The 18,103-nt window shown below is 65.9% G+C and carries 18 protein-coding genes; 8 read left to right on the top strand and 10 right to left on the bottom strand.

Annotated features, from left to right (window positions below):
- Nucleotides 1–4: 4 nt before the first annotated feature.
- Nucleotides 5–781, bottom strand: a complete 777-nt coding sequence (locus CH249_RS17015) for a glutamate racemase (RefSeq protein ID WP_094681570.1) — start codon at nt 779–781, stop codon at nt 5–7.
- A complete protein-coding gene (locus tag CH249_RS17010) occupies nt 778–1,950 on the bottom strand; it encodes a cystathionine gamma-synthase (RefSeq protein WP_032397583.1) in 1,173 nt (390 codons plus the stop codon). The genes CH249_RS17015 and CH249_RS17010 overlap by 4 nt, the downstream gene beginning before the upstream one ends.
- Before the next feature lie 81 nt (nt 1,951–2,031).
- On the opposite strand from CH249_RS17010, the gene CH249_RS17005 reads away from it, so the two are divergent.
- The gene (locus CH249_RS17005) at nt 2,032–3,204 is read left to right on the top strand and encodes an acyl-CoA dehydrogenase family protein (RefSeq protein WP_094645418.1); all 1,173 of its coding nucleotides are present in this window, start codon (nt 2,032–2,034) and stop codon (nt 3,202–3,204) included.
- Between the two features lie 53 nt (nt 3,205–3,257).
- Here CH249_RS17005 and CH249_RS17000 read toward each other — a convergent pair whose 3' ends face one another.
- Entirely contained in the window at nt 3,258–4,643 is a 1,386-nt protein-coding gene (locus CH249_RS17000; protein WP_032397585.1) for a cystathionine beta-synthase, read from the bottom strand.
- A 96-nt stretch (nt 4,644–4,739) separates the two neighbouring features.
- Here CH249_RS17000 and CH249_RS16995 point away from each other — a divergent pair, with 96 nt between their 5' ends.
- Both CH249_RS16995 and CH249_RS16990 read left to right on the top strand, forming a co-directional pair.
- Nucleotides 4,740–5,753: an SGNH/GDSL hydrolase family protein gene (locus CH249_RS16995; protein WP_045196028.1), complete on the top strand. Its 1,014-nt coding sequence runs from the start codon at nt 4,740–4,742 to the stop codon at nt 5,751–5,753.
- Between the two features lie 71 nt (nt 5,754–5,824).
- A complete protein-coding gene (locus CH249_RS16990) occupies nt 5,825–7,045 on the top strand; it encodes an acetyl-CoA C-acetyltransferase (RefSeq protein ID WP_094681569.1) in 1,221 nt (406 codons plus the stop codon).
- 67 nt (nt 7,046–7,112) lie between these two features.
- Here CH249_RS16990 and CH249_RS16985 read toward each other — a convergent pair whose 3' ends face one another.
- Complete coding sequence (locus CH249_RS16985; RefSeq protein ID WP_032397588.1) at nt 7,113–7,961, bottom strand: Bax inhibitor-1/YccA family protein; 849 nt, start codon at nt 7,959–7,961, stop codon at nt 7,113–7,115.
- Nucleotides 7,962–8,158: 197 nt separating this feature from the next.
- On the opposite strand from CH249_RS16985, the gene CH249_RS16980 reads away from it, so the two are divergent.
- Complete coding sequence (locus tag CH249_RS16980; RefSeq protein WP_032397589.1) at nt 8,159–8,584, top strand: hypothetical protein; 426 nt, start codon at nt 8,159–8,161, stop codon at nt 8,582–8,584.
- Between the two features lie 4 nt (nt 8,585–8,588).
- Here CH249_RS16980 and CH249_RS16975 read toward each other — a convergent pair whose 3' ends face one another.
- Nucleotides 8,589–9,716, bottom strand: a complete 1,128-nt coding sequence (locus CH249_RS16975) for a methyltransferase (protein WP_045196032.1) — start codon at nt 9,714–9,716, stop codon at nt 8,589–8,591.
- Nucleotides 9,717–9,798: 82 nt separating this feature from the next.
- Here CH249_RS16975 and CH249_RS28505 point away from each other — a divergent pair, with 82 nt between their 5' ends.
- Nucleotides 9,799–9,921 (top strand): hypothetical protein, encoded by a 123-nt coding sequence (locus CH249_RS28505; protein WP_254923930.1) that lies wholly within the window; start codon nt 9,799–9,801, stop codon nt 9,919–9,921.
- Nucleotides 9,922–9,934: 13 nt separating this feature from the next.
- Here CH249_RS28505 and CH249_RS16970 read toward each other — a convergent pair whose 3' ends face one another.
- From CH249_RS16970 to CH249_RS16960, 3 genes are read right to left on the bottom strand one after another with little or no spacing between them, the layout of a single operon-like run.
- Nucleotides 9,935–10,459, bottom strand: coding sequence for a peroxiredoxin (locus CH249_RS16970; protein ID WP_032397591.1), 525 nt, complete (start codon nt 10,457–10,459; stop codon nt 9,935–9,937).
- 16 nt (nt 10,460–10,475) lie between these two features.
- Nucleotides 10,476–11,246, bottom strand: a complete 771-nt coding sequence (locus CH249_RS16965) for a tyrosine-protein phosphatase (RefSeq protein WP_094681568.1) — start codon at nt 11,244–11,246, stop codon at nt 10,476–10,478.
- Between the two features lie 25 nt (nt 11,247–11,271).
- Complete coding sequence (locus tag CH249_RS16960) at nt 11,272–11,844, bottom strand: antibiotic biosynthesis monooxygenase (RefSeq protein WP_094681567.1); 573 nt, start codon at nt 11,842–11,844, stop codon at nt 11,272–11,274.
- Nucleotides 11,845–12,015: 171 nt separating this feature from the next.
- Here CH249_RS16960 and CH249_RS16955 point away from each other — a divergent pair, with 171 nt between their 5' ends.
- Entirely contained in the window at nt 12,016–12,507 is a 492-nt protein-coding gene (locus CH249_RS16955) for an Lrp/AsnC family transcriptional regulator (protein WP_094629356.1), read from the top strand.
- On the top strand, nt 12,504–13,649 hold the full coding sequence (locus tag CH249_RS16950; protein WP_094681566.1) for an FAD-binding oxidoreductase: 1,146 nt from the start codon (nt 12,504–12,506) through the stop codon (nt 13,647–13,649). Before CH249_RS16955 ends, CH249_RS16950 begins: the two co-directional genes overlap by 4 nt.
- A gap of 68 nt (nt 13,650–13,717) precedes the next feature.
- Here CH249_RS16950 and CH249_RS16945 read toward each other — a convergent pair whose 3' ends face one another.
- Nucleotides 13,718–14,335 carry a TetR/AcrR family transcriptional regulator gene (locus tag CH249_RS16945; protein ID WP_032397596.1) on the bottom strand — a complete coding sequence of 206 codons (618 nt, stop codon included), beginning with the start codon at nt 14,333–14,335 and terminating at the stop codon, nt 13,718–13,720.
- Between the two features lie 147 nt (nt 14,336–14,482).
- On the opposite strand from CH249_RS16945, the gene CH249_RS16940 reads away from it, so the two are divergent.
- Complete coding sequence (locus tag CH249_RS16940; RefSeq protein WP_094681565.1) at nt 14,483–15,952, top strand: MDR family MFS transporter; 1,470 nt, start codon at nt 14,483–14,485, stop codon at nt 15,950–15,952.
- A gap of 1 nt (nt 15,953) precedes the next feature.
- Here the strand turns inward: CH249_RS16940 and CH249_RS16935 are convergent, their stop codons facing one another.
- The gene (locus CH249_RS16935; protein WP_094681564.1) at nt 15,954–18,101 is read right to left on the bottom strand and encodes a thiamine pyrophosphate-dependent enzyme; all 2,148 of its coding nucleotides are present in this window, start codon (nt 18,099–18,101) and stop codon (nt 15,954–15,956) included.
- Nucleotides 18,102–18,103: the final 2 nt, after the last annotated feature.

Raw genomic sequence — 18,103 nt, 5'->3', positions numbered from 1 at the left:
CGGGTCAGTGCTGCTCTGCTCGCAGGTCGTCGAGTAGCAGCTTTCCTTCGGGATACCGCTGCGCGCTCGCAGGCAACCCGCCCTCGATTCCGCTGAGCCACACCGAGACGCGGCCGGTACCCGAACCGCTCGAGCCGACCTCGTCGACGCGTCGGACGGTCTGATTGGCCACGGCCTCGGCGCTGTCGAACATCGTCACCTCGGTGGGCAGCTGCGCAACGATCTCGCCCCGCACCAGCGGGTAGTGCGTGCACCCCAGCACGACCGACTGGACGTCGTCGGGAGTGGCAGCCACGGCGGCGGCGATCGCAGCGCTGATCCCCCGCTCGTCTCCGCGGTCGATCGAATCCGCCAGACCGTGGCAGGCCACGCTCGTCACCGTCCGATGCGAGGCGAACTCCTCGATCAACCGCGCTTGATAGGCACTGGCCGTCGTTGCTGCCGTTGCCCAGATCGCAATCCGATCACTCTGCGCCGCAGCGGGTTTGATCGCCGGGACGGTACCCACCACCGGGATCGTGTCACCGAGCGCGGCCCGAACGTGGCTCAGCGCCGTCACGCTGGCGGTGTTGCACGGAAGCACGACCACCTCGGCACCGAGATCGACGGCGTGCTCGGCGGTGGCGACCACCCGGTCGATAACCCACCGATCCGGTTTGGGTCCCCAGGGAGCGTTGTCGGGATCCATCATCAGCACCAGATCGAGCTCGGGACGCACCTGGCGAAGCCGCGCAGCCGTAGGGAGCATCCCCAGGCCCGAGTCGATCAGTGCGACGATCATGCCAATGCTTGCTCGACGTCGCCGACCAGGTCGGCACCGTCCTCGATGCCGACCGACAGCCGCACGAGATCGTCGGGTACCTCGAGCAACGAACCGGCCGTCGAGGCGTGGGTCATCGCGCCGGGATGTTCGATCAACGATTCGACGCCGCCCAGGGACTCCGCCAGGGTGAAGATCTCGGTCTTCGCGCAGAAGTCGAGTGCAGCCTGCTTGCCGCCGGCCAGACGCACCGAGACCATGCCACCGAACCGTCGCATCTGCTTCGCCGCGACCGCATGAGACGGGTGCGATTCGAGTCCGGGATAGATGACCTGCGAAATGGCCGGATGCCCCTCGAGGAATTCCACGATCTTCTCGGCGTTGTCGCTGTGTCGCTCCATCCGCAGCGCGAGAGTCTTGATGCCGCGCAAGGTCAGGAACGCGTCGAACGGTCCCGGAACACCGCCGGCGCCGTTCTGCAGGAACGCGAACGCCGTATCGAGCTCTTCGCTGTCGGTCACCAGAGCGCCGCCGACGACATCGGAGTGTCCGCCGATGTACTTGGTGGTCGAGTGCAGCACCACGTCGGCACCGAGACTCAGGGGCTGCTGCAGGTACGGGGACGCGAACGTGTTGTCGACGACCAGCTTGGCCCCGCCCTCGTGCGCGACGCCCGAGAGCGCCTCGATGTCACCGACGTTGAGCAACGGGTTGGTGGGCGTCTCGACCCAGACCAGCTTGGTGTTCGGGCGCATCGCCGCGCGGACCTCGTCGACATCCGACACCGCAGCCACCGAGTACTCGATGCCCCACTGGGTGAAGACCTTGTCGATCAATCGGTACGTGCCGCCGTAGGCGTCGTTGGGGATGACGAGGTGGTCACCGGGGCGAAGCGCCGAGCGGAGCAGGCAGTCCGTCGCCGCCATGCCCGAGGAGAACGCGCGCCCGTAGGTGCCGGACTCGATGGCCGCCAGGTTGGCTTCGAGCGGCCGACGCGTCGGGTTGCCGGTGCGCGCGTACTCGAAACCGCTGCGCATACCGCCGACGCCGTCCTGAGCGAAGGTGGAGCTGGCGTAGATCGGCACGTTCACCGCGCCGGTCAGCGGATCCGGCTCGTAGCCGGCGTGCACCGCCTTCGTGGAAAAGCCCTGCCAGGAGGTGTTGTCTGCCTTGCTGCGCTGCTCACTCATGCCCTCCACCCTAATCGGCCTGCGTCGCCCGGCGGGGTCGTGGGTAACCTGCGAAGACAACCCCCAGCGGAAAGAGGCACCGTGGCCAACTCCCAGAGCGTCGACGAACTGTTCGCGATCGATTCACTCCTCGACGACGAAGAGCGTCAGATCCGAGACACCGTCCGCAAGTTCGGCAACGAGCGCATCCGTCCACACATCGCCGACTGGTTCGACGAAGGCACTGTGCCGGCCCGTGAACTGGCCAAGGAACTGGGCTCGCTCGGGTTGCTGGGCATGCATCTCGAGGGCTACGGCTGCGCCGGAACCTCCGCGACGGCGTACGGCCTGGCCTGCCTCGAGCTCGAGGCGATCGACTCCGGCATTCGATCGCTGGTCTCGGTGCAGGGCTCTCTGGCGATGTTCGCCATCTGGAAGTACGGCTCCGAGGAGCAGAAGCAGCAGTGGCTACCGGGCATGGCCGAGGGATCGCTGATCGGCTGCTTCGGGCTCACCGAGGCCGACTTCGGATCGAACCCAGGAGGCATGCTCACCCGCGCCAAGCGGGACGGTGACGACTGGATCCTCAACGGCAGCAAGATGTGGATCACCAACGGGCCGGTCGCCGACGTCGCCGTCGTGTGGGCCCAGACCGACGACAAGGTCAGGGGTTTCGTCGTCCCCACGGACACCCCCGGATTCACCGCCAACACGGTCAAGAAGAAGCTCTCGCTCCGCGCGTCGATCACCGGCGAGTTGGTGTTCGACGACGTCCGGCTTCCTGCCGACGCGATGCTGCCCGAAGCCCGCGGCCTGAGCGGCCCGTTGAGTTGCCTGAACGAGGCCCGCTTCGGCATCGTCTTCGGTGCCATGGGCGCGGCGCGGGATTGCATCGAGTCGGCGATCGAGTACTCCAAGACTCGCGCGGTGTTCGACAAGCCGCTGGCCGGGTACCAACTCACCCAGGCCAAGCTCGCCAACATGGCCCTCGAACTCGGCAAGGGTCAGCTGCTCGCGCTGCACCTGGGCCGACTGAAGGACAAGGGTCAGCTACCGGGTGAGCGAGTGTCGCTCGGCAAGCTCAACAACGTGCGCGAAGCGATCAAGATTGCTCGTGAATGCCGAACGATCCTGGCCGCCAACGGAATCACGCTGGAATACCCCGTGCTACGACACGCCAACAACCTCGAATCGGTCCTCACCTACGAGGGCACGTCCGAGGTCCATCAGCTCGTGATCGGACAGGCGCTCACCGGCACCAGCGCGGTGCGCTGACGCGCAGTGGTGCGGTCGAGTGCCTCCTGGGGCGCTCGACCGCACCACTGCCGCTATGCGCCCTTGCTGAGAAATCCGAGCAGATCGTGGCGGGTGATGACGCCGACGGGCTTGCCTTCCTCTACGACCATCAGCGCATCGGATTCGCCGAGTGCCTTGGTGGCGTCGGAGACAGTCTCTCCGGCACCGATCAGCGGGAACGGCGCGCTCATGTGCTTGGCGACGGGGTCGGCCAACGCGGCCCGTCCCTCGAACACGGCGCTCAGCAGATCGCGCTCGGTGACGCTGCCGGCAACCTCGCCTGCCATGACGGGCGGCTCGGCACCGACCACGGGCATCTGCGAGACGCCGTACTCGCGCAGGATCTCGATGGCGTCACGCACGGTTTCCGACGGGTGGGTGTGCACCAGGTCCGGGAGCGCGCCGGACTTGCCGCGCAGCACTGCACCGACGGAGGTCTCCTCGGTGGTGCCGTCCAGGCGTGAACGCAGGAATCCGTACGAGGACATCCAGGAATCGTTGAAGATCTTGGCCAGGTAGCCGCGTCCGCCGTCGGGCAGCAGCACGACGACCAGCGCGTCGGGACCTTCACGCTCGGCGACCTGGATAGCAGCAACGGCAGCCATGCCGCACGAGCCGCCGACCAGCAGGCCCTCCTCCCGTGCGAGGCGACGGGTCATGTCGAACGAATCGGCATCGGAGACCGCGATGATCTCGTCCGGGATGGACGGGTCGTAGGCGGTCGGCCAGAAGTCCTCGCCGACGCCCTCGACGAGGTACGGGCGGCCCGTACCTCCGGAGTACACCGAGCCCTCGGGGTCGACGCCGATGACCTTGACCTTGCCGCCGGAGACCTCCTTGAGGTACTTGCCTGTGCCGGAGATGGTGCCGCCGGTACCGACGCCTGCGACGAAGTGGGTGATCTTGCCGTCGGTGTCGGCCCAGATCTCGGGACCGGTGGTCTCGTAGTGGCTGGCCGGGCCCGCCGGGTTCGAGTACTGGTTGGGCTTCCAGGCTCCCTCGATCTCGCGAACGAGTCGATCCGAGACGCTGTAGTAGCTGTTGGGGTCCTCGGGCGCGACGGCCGTGGGGCAGACGACGACCTCGGCTCCGTACGCGCGCAGCACGTTGCGCTTGTCCTCACCGACCTTGTCGGGGCACACGAACACACACTTGTAGCCACGCTGCTGCGCGACCAGTGCGAGACCGACGCCGGTGTTGCCGGACGTAGGTTCGACGATGGTGCCGCCGGGCTTCAGTTCGCCGGACGCCTCGGCTGCGTCGATCATCTTGACGGCGATGCGGTCCTTGGACGAACCACCCGGGTTGAGGTATTCGATCTTGGCCGCGACAGTGCCGGCGCCGTCGCCGATGACGGTGGACAACTTCACCAACGGGGTGTTGCCGATGAGTTCGGTGATGTGCTGTGCGATGCGCATTGCTCCATCTTCCCAGATGCAGGTATTCGACTCTCGGTCACGGCCGTCGACACCCGCATACGATGGTGAGGAAGGCATGAGGAGAGGGATCGATCTGTGACGGCGAGCGGATGGCGTACCGCTGCGAAAGCGAGCGCCGCGACAGTGCTGGCAGGCTCGGGAGCAGGGACGGCGTCCTGGGCCGCGTACCGACATCTGATGGCGCAGGCCGCTGCGGCGCGTGGCGTCATCGGGCGCACCACGGCCAAACCACCGGAGGCGGACGGCGTCTACACAGCGGGCTGCGTGGCCCCGGAACGGTGGCGATTGGGAAGTTCAGCAGATATTCATCTGATGATCTTCGGCGACTCCACCGCGGCAGGCGTCGGCTGCACCGTCGCCGACGAGGTTCCCGGCGTTCTGCTGGCCAGAGGATTGGCGGAGGAAACAGGCCAACGAATTCGCTTGAGCACCAAGGCAATTGCCGGTGCCACATCCAAGGGACTCGAAGGCCAGGTCGACGCCATGTTCGTCGCAGGTCCCCCTCCCGACGCCGCGGTCATCTTCATCGGCGCCAACGACGTCACCAAGAAGTTCTCCATTCCGGCTTCGGCGGCCCGACTGGGCGACGCGGTGGAGCGGCTCACCGCCAAGGGCTGCGTCGTCGCCGTGGGTACGTGCCCCGATCTCGGTGTCGTGACGGCCATTCCGCAGCCGCTGCGTACCGTCGTCCGCAATTGGGGTCGCCGCCTCGCACACGCCCAGACGGCCCGCACGCTCAGCGCGGGCGGGCATCCGGTGGCCCTGGCCGATCTGCTGGCTCCCGAGTTCCTGGCGGCCCCCGACACCATGTTCTCGGCGGACCGCTTCCATCCCTCGGCGGCCGGCTACGAGCTTGCCGCACAGCAGATTCTGCCGGTGCTCGCCTCCGCCCTCGGCGTGTGGCACGGTGGTCCGCTGCCCGAACTGCCGACGGTGTCTGCTGCCGTCGAATCGCGCAAGCCGATCCCCCGTGCCACCGCAGCCCTCGACCGATTTCTGCGCCGGCGAACAGCAGAACTCGACGCCGAGATCACCACTGCGTCGGAGGATCTCGTACGTCGCGGCAGCGCCGATTCGGCGGGGTTGTAAGTTCGGTCAGGAGACATCGCCTACCCGGCGGTAGCAAAGCAGGTACGCAGTATCGATTCGAAGGAGATCTCATGCCAGAGGCAGTCATCGTCGCCACCGCGCGCTCACCGATCGGCAGGGCGATGAAGGGGTCGCTCAAGGACATTCGCCCCGACGACCTCACCGCTCAGATGGTCGCCGCTGCGCTGGCCAAGGTGCCCTCGCTCGACCCGAAGGACATCGACGACCTGCTTCTGGGCTGCGGACTGCCCGGCGGCATGCAGGGCAACAACCTCGCTCGCATCGTCGCGGTTCAGCTCGGCTACGACTCCCTGCCCGGAACGACGATCACGCGATACTGTTCGTCCTCGCTGCAGACCACCCGCATGGCGCTGCACGCGATCAAGGCGGGCGAAGGTGACGTGTTCATCTCGGCCGGTGTCGAGAGCGTGTCCAGCTTCGTTCACGGCAGCTCCGACTCGCTCCCCGAGAGCCACAACCCGATCTTCGCCGACGCCGAGGCCCGTACCAAGAAGGCACAGGAAGAGGGCGCGGACAGCTGGACCGACCCCCGCGAGAACGGCGAACTGCCCGACGCGTACATCGCGATGGGCCAGACGGCCGAGAATGTCGCGCTTCTGACCGGCATCACCCGCGAGGACCAGGACCACTGGGGCGTGCGCAGCCAGAACCGCGCCGAAGAGGCCATCAACGCCGGATTCTTCGAGCGGGAGATCACCCCGGTGACCCTCGCCGACGGCACCGTGGTCAGCACCGACGACGGCCCTCGCGCCGGCACAACGTACGAGAAGATCAGCCAGCTCAAGCCGGTCTTCCGACCCAACGGCACGATCACTGCCGGCAACGCCTGCCCGCTGAACGACGGCGCAGCAGCGCTCGTCATCATGAGCGACACCAAGGCCAAGGAACTGGGCCTGACCCCGCTGGCGCGCATCGTCTCCACCGGCGTCACCGGCACCTCTCCCGAGATCATGGGCCTCGGACCGATCGAGGCCACCCGCAAGGCGCTGAAGATCGCGGGCATGTCGATCTCCGACATCGACCTGTTCGAGATCAACGAGGCCTTCGCGGTGCAGGTCCTCGGTTCGGCGCGCGACCTCGGCATCGAGGAGGACAAGCTCAACGTCTCCGGCGGTGCCATCGCCATCGGCCACCCGTTCGGTATGACCGGTGCCCGGATCACCACCACGCTGCTCAACAACCTGACGACACACGACGAGACGTTCGGCGTCGAGACCATGTGCGTCGGCGGCGGCATGGGCATGGCCATGGTGCTGGAACGTCTCAGCTGATCCGAGACAGCACAACGAGAAAAGCCCCGCCTCTCCCGAAGGAGTGGCGGGGCTTTTCTCGTGAGTACTAGTCGTTCTGGAAGTAGCTCAGCAGTCGCAGGATCTCGACGTACAGCCAGACCAACGTGATGGTCAGACCGAGGGCGACGCCCCAGGCTGCCTTCTCCGGTGCCTGTGCGCGGATCAGCTGATCGGCCTGGTCGAAGTCGAGCAGGAAGCTGAACGCGGCGATGCCGATGCAGACGAGGCTGAAGATGATGGCCAGCGGTCCGCCGGAACGAAGACCGAAACCGTCCTCCATGAAGAAGCTGGCGACGAGGTTTCCGAGCATGAGGACGACGACACCGATGAGGGCACCGACGACCATGCGGGTCAGGCGTGGGGTCACGCGGATCGCGCCGGTCTTGTAGACGATCAGCATGCCGAAGAACACGCCGAACGTGCCGAGGACGGCCTGACCGATGAGGGCCGATCCGCCGACCCCACCGAACGCGACACCGGTGAACATCAGCGACAGTGCGCCGAGGAACACGCCTTCCGCTGCGGCGTAGGCGAGGACGATGGCCTTGTTGTCCATCTTGCGACCGAAGGTCGCGAACATGACCAGGCCGAAGCCGATCAAGCCACCGCCGATGACAAACGGAGCGGCCAACGCGGTGTTGTTGGAGACCAGCAGGTACGAGATGATCGCCGTGACGCTCAGCACACCGAGGGTGATGCCGGTCTTGGTGACCACGTCGTCGATGGTCATGGCCCGCTGTGCGGGCTGGGTGGTGTACGGGTCGGCCTGCGTTCCGGGATGCTGGCCGAAGGTGGCGGCCTGCGAGGCTCCAGCCGTCGCAGATCCGAATGTGGCGTAGCCGCCGCCCTGCTGCTTGGGCAGGTTGCGGAACACCGGGTTGCTGGAGGTGCGCACCGTGTCTCTTCCCTTCGTAAGTTCTGATCCCCACCGGGGATCTCCCCGTCGGTCATCAGTAGAACGTCTGACATCCGGACAAAAGTTCCCAGGAGGAGAACTTCTACGACGGACAAATCGGACTCTACCGGGTGGGGGCTCGACACGCGGAGACGACGGCGTGTGTGACACCGAATCGAAACGGGCACTATGAGGAAATGGCAATCGAAGACGGACCCGACCAGACCTTGGACCCCAGCGAGAGCGTCGACTCCGACGAGGTGCGCAACGACGACGGCGACACCGTGGTCGATCCCCCCGATCACTGGAGCGAGGCCAACAGCTTCGGCACCACTGCTCGCGAAGCAGCCGAGGGCGAGAGTCTGGACCTCAAGCTCAGCGAGGAAGAACCCGACATCGCCGTCGAAGACGATCTCGACCGCCCGATCACCGAGACCCCCGACGACGAGTTGACCGAGGAACTGGTCGACCACGTCATCGAGGAATCCGACGAGGATCCGGACGTCGATTACGCAGAAGGCCAGCGTCAGGCCGAAATAGTCGAAGGCACTCTCGTCGAGGACCTCGGACGCAACCGGGGACAGATCGACGGAGCTCCCGAAGACGGCGGCCCGGTCACCTGACCGTCTACCGTTGCTCGCTCGGACGCACCGAGCGAGCAACGGTGAACTTGCCGTTGCGCCCCATCAGGTCGGTGGGGCCGACGGCGTCGGCCAGTTCGCGCCGATAGTTCAGATGGGTGTTGAACACCGTCCACAGTTGTCCTCCCGGCCTCAGCACGCGGCCCGCCGCCGCGAACAACTTGCTCGCGCCGCCCGTGTGCACCGCAGCACCCTCGTGGAAGGGCGGGTTGCACACCACCAGATCGACCGACTCCGATTCGACCGTGGACATCGCATCGTCGGCGAGCACCGACACACGCGTCCCGTTGGCCTCGGCCGTGGCCGCCGCCGATGCAATCGCTGCGGACGAGCGGTCGGTGGCGATCACCTCGAGGTCGGGCCTGGTGCGCGCCAATTCGGTTGCGAGAATTCCTGTGCCACAGCCCAAGTCGACGGCAACCCGAGCTCGCGGGAGCATCTTCGGAACGAACTCGAGCAGATACCTGGTCCCGATGTCGAGGCCCGCACCCGCGAACACTGCACCGTGCGCCACCACCGTCAAGTCCAGGTCGGCGATCCTCTTGCTCACCGGATACGTCATTCCCGACGCCACCGCCCCGCGTGCGGTGAGCACTCGGGCCTTCTGTCGTCCGCGGCCGGCCGTCACCGTCTCGAACGACTTCCGCAGGACGTCGTTCATCGCCGGGGTCATGTGCTTGTCTCGTCCCCCCGCGAGGACGACGACGTCCGACGATGCGTGTGCGGCGATGTGCTCGGCGATCTCGGTGAGTTCGGCCAGACCTCGCGGCAACTGCATCAGCACCACGCCGACACCGTCGAGCAGTTCGGCACCGAGCGCGTGCTGGGTGTAAGTCCCGGCCATCGAGACCCGCGCGGCGTTCAGCTCGAGCGCGCGCACTCCGGTGACGGCGTCCTGATGCACGCGTATCGCGGAGAACCCGACAGAGGCGGCCCCGAGGGTCAGGGCTCCGTACCGGTCGCCGATCACCGCGATCGGCCTGGTCCTGTCGATTCCGGTCAGTTCGTCGACGGTATCGAGGACGAGGCGGTCCGCGGCGTCGACGGCGTGAAGGTTGGGTGCCTCGGCGTCGGGCTCGCGACGAAGGGCGTCGAACAGGGATTCATCGGGCACTCGAGCAGTATCCCACCCGGCCGAGCCCGGACAGCCCGCGCGGCGAGTGGCTATTGCCGCGAATCAGGGGCATGCTCGGGGAATGGAACACAAGGACAAGAACGAGGCGCTCTTCAGCCATCCCGACGACGCATCGACCGATGCGCACGCCGAAACATCGAAGCCTGCCGTCTACACCGCCCTGTTCAGCGGCGCGAACGAATAGCGAGAACAGCCCTTCACGACAGGTAGCGCAGGTACTCCAACGCCTTGGTCGCATGTACGTGACCGCGTTCGCTCTGCACCACCATCCGCACCACTCGGTTCCGATCGATCACGAATGTCGTCCGCTTCACGGACAGTAGCTGCCGCAGGTACCCACGGTTGGCTGCATGCGCCCGCCCGCGTTCGAGCTCACGAAGCCGACGCCGCCGGGTGAACCACCCGCCTCGTCGCACTCCGAACTGCTCGGCCACCGCACCGTCGGAGTCGGACAGCAACGGATAGTCGAACGACCTCTGCAGCGCGAAATGCTGGTTGCGATCTCGGGTGTCGGTACTGATGCCGACACGTTGCGCGCCGAATCTCTCGAACTCCGTGCCCAAGTCCCTGAAATGACACGCTTCGGCCGTGCAGATGGGGCTGTTGGCCGCCGGGTAGAAGAACAGAACGACCGGGCCCGACGCAGTCAGGTCGGTCAGCGCACGCAGTTCCCCGGAATGGTCCGGTAGCTCGAAATCCGGGGCGGTATGTCCGATACGCATGGGGCGAGGCTACCGCTCAGTCGTTCAAGAGGGCGGCGGTCAGGCGATGCCGGAGGTCCCGATCGATACCCAGGTGCGTCAGGTACCCGTCGAACGATCCGTGTGTCGACTTCATGACGTCCAGCCCGTGCTCCAGGTAGGACGCGCGAACTCCCAGTATCGCCTCGGTGGGTCGGACCTCCGTGTCGGCCGCCCCCACCCAGGTTCGGCGCACGTGAGCGAGTAGGGGCTCGATCCCGTCGTTGCTGCGTAGGTAGTCCGCGACGATGTCGTCCTCGCTGACACCGGCCGCCCGCAACACCGTCGCGACGGTCCACCCGGCCCGATCCTTGCCCGCTGCGCAGTGCACCAGGACGCCACCGCGCCCCTCGACGATCGCGTCGACCACCCGCTTGATCGCGTGCGATGCCCCGTCGAGAGCCGAGAAGGACGCGTACGCCCGCATCATGTACTCGACTTGGCTCCGCTCGTCCTGCATGGGAGCTTCGTGGGGGGCGCGCACTCCTCGAACGATCTCGAAGGGAACCGAGATCGACTCGACGCCCGGCGGAACTCGGTCCGCGCCACTGCGATCGATCTCCGAACCGCTACGAAAATCGAACACCGTGCGGATCCCGAGGTCACCGACAGAACGCTGACCGCTCTCGGACAGCGCGCTCAATTCGGAAGCGCGATAGAACAATCCAGGCCGAACCGTCGCCCCGTCCGTGGTGCGCACACCGCCGAGATCACGGAAGTTCCAGGCCCCGTCGAGGGCGAATTGATCGTGTACCGGGGCGTCGGGCATGGGTTCGACCCTATCGAAAGCGAGGCTACGAGCGCGGTACCAGCCAGCGACGCAGCCGAGCAGTGACGAACGGCATCACCACATACACCATCAGCGGCGTGCACATCAGCACCACCAGCGCGGTACGCAGGGCCACGTTCAGGTCGGTCAGGTGTGGCGTCACAACGATGTTGACGAGCAGACTGACGGCGTAGAAGGCAACCCCGATCGAGACTGCCTGCTTCCACCGCGGCGGCGGACCACCGATCACCCGGACGGCGTCGGTGAGGTTGGACTGCGGCTCGAACCATCCCTCCACACCGGAGAGTCGATGTGTCGCAACGTCGTCGGCGATGGGGCGGCCGGTGCCGAGCCAGGTGCGCCTGGCATCCGAGCGCAGCCAGGCGTCGAGGTCGGCGTGTGTCTCGAAGCGATACACCACGTGGTAGTCGTTGGAATCGCCGGAACTGCGCAGCCAACCGCCCCCGAGAAATCCGGGAAAGGTTCGGACGATGTCCATGCCGCGATCGGTCCACTCCACGAAGTCGGCTTCGTATCCCCGACGAACGCGTCGCGCGACCGAGGTCGTGACGTGATCGAGCGTGTCGGTCGTGGTCATGCGGTACCCCTCCTGCGCGTGTTCGTCGCGGATCGATGTGTTCTACACAGAGTGCGGCCATATGGACCGACATTCAAATCGGGAGCCGAATCAGAGATCGATGGTTCGATGCTGGAAACAATGTGACAATTCGTCCACACAGACCCCTGACGAACCGGCTGGAGTGGACGGATGGCACAGAAGGAATACGAGCTCGACGATGTGGACCGACGTATCGTCACCGAGCTCAGCCGTGACGGCCGAATGTCCATGCGCGCCCTGGCCGAGGCCACCCACATCTCGCGAGCACACGCCTACGTGCGCGTCGACCGTCTCGTCGACGAAGGGGTCATCGAGGGATTCACCGCACGCATCGCCTACGAGAAAGCGGGGTTCGGCGCGTCGGCGTATGTGGCATTGTCCATTCGGCAGGATTCCTGGCGCGCCGTCGCCGACGATCTGAGCACCTTCCCCTTCGTCGAACACGTCAGCCTCATGGGCGGCGACTTCGACGCCCTCGTTCTGGTGCGAGCTCCGGACACCTCGGCGCTACGACACCTGGTGCTCGACAAACTGCAGGGACTCGACGGGATACTGTCGACGCGAACCTGGCTGATCTTCGACGAGGCGATCGGACCCGGCGCGCAGTGGACCGCAGAGACAACGAACGGGAGCAATCCATGACCACGTCCGAGCGGGAACGGAACTCCACCGACGTCATCGTGATCGGCGGCGGAATCGGGGGTGTCTCGCTCGGCTACGAACTCGCGAGCGACCGAGGCGTCACACTGCTCGAGCGCGAATCGACCCTGGCCTTCCACACCACCGGACGTTCGGCCGCTCTGTTCCTGGAAACCTACGGCAACAGCACCATTCGGGCCCTGACGACGGCCAGCCGGGCCTTTCTGGTCGACCCGCCGGAGCACTTCCGAACCGAGCTGCTGGCCCCGCGTCCGCTGTTGCAGTTCGCGGCCATCGGGCGAGGCGACGCGCTCGAGGCAATGTATGCGGACGTCAGCCGACTGACACCCGACGCCCGATTGGTCACCCCGTCCGACGCGCGCACACTCTTCCCGCCGCTGCGCCCCGACCTGATCGATTGTGCACTCTACGAACCACATTCGATGGAGGTCGACGTCCACGCGCTGCACCAGGGTTTCGTACGGGGGTTGCGCGATCGAGGTGGACAGGTCCACACCGGGACAGGCGTGACGCAGCTCGGACGCGTCGACGGACTGTGGCACGTGCACACCACGGACGGGTCGGTCCACACTGCTCCCCTCGTCGTCGACGCAGCAGGCGCGTGGGCGGACGTCGTGGGCGGCATGGCGGGTGCCGATCCTATCGGACTCGTCCCGATGCGTCGGTCGGTGTTCATGGTCGCCGCGCCCGACGATCTCGACACCGCGAATCTGGCGACGTTGAGCGATATGGACGAGAAGTTCTACATCAAACCCGAAGGCACACAACTCTTGTGCTCCCCTGCAGACGAGACGCCCACCGAGCCGAGTGACGCGCGCCCCGACGAGTTGGAGATCGCGCGGGCGTTCGACGACATCGCCGAGGCCACCACACTGACGGGCCGGCATCTGCGCTCGTCCTGGGCGGGTCTGCGCAGTTTCGTTCCCGATCGCACCCCGGTCGTGGGCTTCGACCCGAGCATCGAAGGCTTCTTCTGGTGCGCAGGTCAGGGTGGGTACGGAATCCAGACCTGTGCGGCACTGGCACGAGTCGGCGCGGCAATCGTTCGCGGAGAACCGCTTCCGATCGACGTGACTGCGCGCGGACTGCGGGCGGAAGACTTGGCTCCGCAGCGCTTCGGGTGAGAGGCGCTTCGCGCCACGTGCACGAAAACGCGACCCCTGCTACGAAGTTCCACTCACGACGTCTACCGTCATCCGGCGACTACGCGTCGTAGATCGCGCAGCGTGGTTCGGTAGATATCCACCAGGTCGGCGTCCTGCCCGGCATCGATGCGCTCGGCCCAGTCGTCGAAGGCGATTCGCATGGCCATCCCGGCACCCTCGATCAGCAATCGTGCGTACGAACGTGATTCGTGGCCATCGAGCTTGGCGGCCACCGAGTCGGTGACGCGACACAGCGTCATGGCGTCGGTCGCGAAGGCGGCGGACCGCAGGTGATCGTCGCGCCCGATCAGCCGTCGGGTACGCAGTAGTCGATCTCGCGCTTCGTGCGGTGCCGCGGATAATCGTTCGACGGATCGCTCGTACAGTGCTTCGATAGCTGCAAGGGTTATGTTCGCGGGGGCCGTCGATGCCAGCCAGGCGTCGATGTCGAGCTCGAACTCCGGGGCGAGCCCGAGAACCGACTCTTCCTTGGATGCGAAGCTACGAAAGAACGTGCTGGGCGATACTCCGGCCCGACGTGCGATTTGGTCGACCGTCGTTGCTGCGCAACCCTGCGTCTCGAACAGTTCGAGCGCGGCACGGGTGATCTCGAGCTGGGTTTCCCGGCGACGTCGCTCTCGCAGGTCCGGCACGTGCTCGCTCATTGTCCTCCACCCATCGCCTACTTCTTCGTATTCTCGCCGTCAACTTACCAGCAATGTTCAAGTTGACAGTCACTGTCACAATGAGTCAGGCTGTCGCAGCACGACCTTTTCTCCACACTTGAACCCATACGCGAAAGTTCCCGACACATGACCACACCTGAGACCGACCACGCACCCGACGCGCAGCTCGCGCCGGGAAGCAAGTTGCTGATCGGCATCCTCGTCATCGCAGCGTTCGTCATGATCCTCAACGAGACGATCATGAGCGTGGCGCTCCCTACCCTGATGGTCGACCTGAGCATCACGGCAACGACGGCGCAGTGGCTCACCACCGGATTCCTGCTGACCATGGCCGTGGTCATTCCCATCACGGGGTATCTGTTCCAGAGATTCACGTTGCGTCAGGTCTTCGTGGCAGCGATGACGCTGTTCACCGTCGGCACGCTGCTCGCGGCATCCGCCCCGGGCTTCGAGCTACTCCTGCTCGGACGCATCACCCAGGCCAGCGGCACGGCCATCATGTTGCCGTTGCTCATGACGACGGTGCTCACCGTCGTCCCTGCGCACAAGCGCGGCGCGATGATGGGAATCATCTCGATCGTCATCGCCGTCGCTCCGGCCGTCGGCCCGACGATCTCGGGAGTCATCCTCGATTCGCTGAACTGGCGTTGGATGTTCTGGCTCGTTCTCCCCATCGCACTGATCGCATTCGCGATCGGTACCACGCTGGTGAAGAACGTGACGCAAACCGGTCGGCCTTCGTTCGATCCCCCATCGGTGGTGTTGTCCGCGTTGGCGTTCGGCGGCATCGTCTACGGCCTGAGCAGCCTGGGACATTCGGCCGAAGAATCGGTGGTACCGGTATGGCTACCAATGGCGGTCGGTGTGATCGCACTGCTGGTGTTCGTGCTGCGTCAGATCTCGCGCCAGGACCGTGGCGGCGCACTGTTGGACATGCGACCGTTCCGCACCACCACGTTCAGCATCGGCCTCGGCATGATCGCGATCTCGATGATGGCCCTGTTCGGTGCGCTGATCCTGCTGCCGATGTACCTGCAGAACGTCCGCGGCCTCGACACACTCGACACCGGCCTGATGCTGCTCCCCGGCGGATTGCTGATGGGCCTGCTCGCTCCGTTCGTCGGCCGCATCTTCGACCGAGTCGGGCCGCGCCCGTTGGTGATTCCTGGAGCCATCGTGATGAGCGCCGCCCTGTGGTCGATGACCGTGCTCGACGCGCAGACCGCCCTGCCTGTGGTGATCGGCATCCACATGCTTCTCTCGGCGGGACTCGCCTTCATCATGACGCCACTGATGACATCGGCACTGGGTTCGCTGCCCACCCCGCTGTACTCGCACGGAAGCGCAATCTTCAACACGGTGCAGCAGTTGGCAGGCGCTGCCGGAACCGCGCTCTTCGTCACCGTGATGTCGAACACCGCGGCGGCCCGAATCTCCGACGGCGCAACCCAGCTCGGCGGTTCGGAGGCCGGCATCCATGCCGCGTTCCTCTACGGCGGCGCGGTATCTCTAATGGCGGTGGCGGCGTCGTTCTTCATCCGCGCTCCGGCACGCAAGGATGTCGACGAGGTCGCTCCCGTACAGCCGGTGCACTGAGTCAATCCGATTCGACCATCTCCAACGCCGCAGAGACGATCTCGTCTTCCGACAGGAGGACGAGATCGGCTGCGGCACCCAGCGGTACGAACGAATTCTTGCTCGCCACTCGGCGGACCGTACCCGCGTAGCCACCCTCGACGAGCGCCGTCACGACGCCTTCTCCCACTCCCCCGTCGTGCCGGGTCTCGTCGGCGATCAACACGCGATCGAAGCCGTCGAGCCGGCGCAGAAGGTCGTCGACCGGCAGCGGAACGATCCAGCGCAGATCGACGATCGTCGCGCCGATCCCGCGCTCACGCAACCTCGATGCCGCACGCCTGCTCATCACCACCCCGTTACCGAAGGTGACGATGGCCAGATCGTCACCGTCCGAATGGATTGCGGTGGTGGCGAACTCGGCGGACGCGTCGTCGGCGCACCGCAACTCTCCGTCGCCGTCGAGCAGATCGGTGCGGTGATAGAGCGCAATGGGCTCCAGAAACACGCACACTCGCCCCTCCTCCGCGGCCAGTGCCACACAGGTTCTCAAGAGACCGGCGGCCTCGGCCGCCGAACTCGGAACCGCAACCACGATGCCCGGAATATCGCGCAGAACAGCGACCGCATTGTCGTTGTGAAAGTGTCCGCCGAAACCGCGTTGATACGCCAGACCAGCGATGCGCACGACCATCCCGTTGCTGAACTGCGAATCGGAGAAGAACTCGAGCGACGCGGCCTCACCACGCAGCTGATCCTCGGCATTGTGCAGGTACGCCAGATACTGAATCTCGGGTATCGGGACGAATCCTGCCAGCGCAGCACCGAGGGCGGTGCCGAGCACCGTCTGCTCGTCGAGAAGCGTGTCGAAAACCCTTGCTGCGCCGTACTTCTTGCGCAAACCCTTCGTGACTCCGTAGACGCCGCCCTTGACGGCCACGTCCTCCCCGAACACCAGGACCTCCGGCCGCGCCGCCATGATGTCGGTGAGCGTCCTGTTGATCATGGCGGCGAGTGTCAGCCGCGGCCCGCCCTGTGCCGGTCGTAGGCTCTGCTCGGTTGCGGCCACCGCGATCGGTCTCCGTTCGGTGAGCGGAGCCATCACCGCCTCGGCGGTGGCCAGGCGCGACGACGCCCCGGACCGCAGCGACTCGACCATCGCCTCGGCCTCGCTCATCACGGTCTCGCGCATTGCCTCGTAGCGGCCCTCGACGTCGGCTGCCGAGAGCACACCGGCCCCGATCAGCGCACGTGCGCAGGCGAGCAACGGATCTCGTGCATAGTCGCCGACGATGTCCGCATTGGTGCGGTACGCAAGCTCGGCGTCGGATCCGGCGTGGCCCATCAACCGCACCGTCTCGAGATGCACCATCACCGGCCGACGCCCCGACCGCACCGCGGCGACAGCGGCGTCCACGGTTCGCATCAGCGCGACCGGGTCGGTCCCGTCGGCTCGCACGTACTCGATCGACGGAAATCGGCTGAGCGACCGCTCGATCCAGCCCCGCGGTGACCGGGTACTGATTCCGATGCCGTTGTCCTCGCAGACGAGGAGGATCGGCATCGGAATCGACTGGTAGGCACAGTACGCAGCCGAATTGAGCGCACCCACCGTCGTCGAATGATTGGCGGAGGCATCGCCGAAGCTGCACACCGCGATGGCGTCCTCGGGCCATGGCGTTCGGTGGCGCAGCGCCTTCGCTCGCCCCAGCGCGAATGCCAGACCGACCGCGCGCGGGACCTGCGACCCGATGGTGGACGTCTGCGGCACGATGCCCAGATCGGGGTGCCCGAACACCTTGTGCCGCCCGCCGGAGATGGGGTCGCGGGTGGAGGCGACCAAGCCGGCCAGCACGTCGTGGATCGGATTCGACCCCGAATGCTGTTGTGCGCGTGCGGCATGGAAGCCGCCGGAGCGGTAGTGCAGCAGAGCCGGGTCGGTGACCGTCGTCGCGGCACCGACCGCTGCATTCGACTCGTGCCCGGACGATCCGATGGTGTAGTAGCCGAAGCCCGTCGATTGCAACCAGCGGGCTGCGAAGTCCAGGTGCCGACTGGCGAGCTGAGCATCGAAGTACCTCAGCACACGATCCGGATCGGCGAGCTCCGGCCCACCCGTCGCCGCGACCCGAATCCGGTCCAGGAAATGCGTGTCGATCGCTTCCGCCACGC

The organism is Rhodococcus sp. 05-2255-3B1 (assembly GCF_002258545.1).
GTDB lineage: Bacteria > Actinomycetota > Actinomycetes > Mycobacteriales > Mycobacteriaceae > Rhodococcoides.
Note: the sequence above shows the minus strand (reverse complement) of the source record. Positions and strands in the feature narration are given on the sequence as shown.

Bases quoted from the DNA above. Each gene is read 5' to 3' on its own strand.
- CH249_RS17015 (WP_094681570.1), bottom strand. From the start codon at position 781: ATGATCGTCGCACTGATCGACTCGGGCCTGGGGATGCTCCCTACGGCT.
- CH249_RS17010 (WP_032397583.1), bottom strand. From the start codon at position 1,950: ATGAGTGAGCAGCGCAGCAAGGCAGACAACACCTCCTGGCAGGGCTTT.
- CH249_RS17000 (WP_032397585.1), bottom strand. From the start codon at position 4,643: ATGCGCATCGCACAGCACATCACCGAACTCATCGGCAACACCCCGTTG.
- CH249_RS16990 (WP_094681569.1), top strand. From the start codon at position 5,825: ATGCCAGAGGCAGTCATCGTCGCCACCGCGCGCTCACCGATCGGCAGG.
- CH249_RS16980 (WP_032397589.1), top strand. From the start codon at position 8,159: ATGGCAATCGAAGACGGACCCGACCAGACCTTGGACCCCAGCGAGAGC.
- CH249_RS28505 (WP_254923930.1), top strand. From the start codon at position 9,799: ATGGAACACAAGGACAAGAACGAGGCGCTCTTCAGCCATCCCGACGAC.
- CH249_RS16970 (WP_032397591.1), bottom strand. From the start codon at position 10,459: ATGCGTATCGGACATACCGCCCCGGATTTCGAGCTACCGGACCATTCC.
- CH249_RS16965 (WP_094681568.1), bottom strand. From the start codon at position 11,246: ATGCCCGACGCCCCGGTACACGATCAATTCGCCCTCGACGGGGCCTGG.
- CH249_RS16960 (WP_094681567.1), bottom strand. From the start codon at position 11,844: ATGACCACGACCGACACGCTCGATCACGTCACGACCTCGGTCGCGCGA.
- CH249_RS16955 (WP_094629356.1), top strand. From the start codon at position 12,016: ATGGCACAGAAGGAATACGAGCTCGACGATGTGGACCGACGTATCGTC.
- CH249_RS16950 (WP_094681566.1), top strand. From the start codon at position 12,504: ATGACCACGTCCGAGCGGGAACGGAACTCCACCGACGTCATCGTGATC.
- CH249_RS16945 (WP_032397596.1), bottom strand. From the start codon at position 14,335: ATGAGCGAGCACGTGCCGGACCTGCGAGAGCGACGTCGCCGGGAAACC.
- CH249_RS16940 (WP_094681565.1), top strand. From the start codon at position 14,483: ATGACCACACCTGAGACCGACCACGCACCCGACGCGCAGCTCGCGCCG.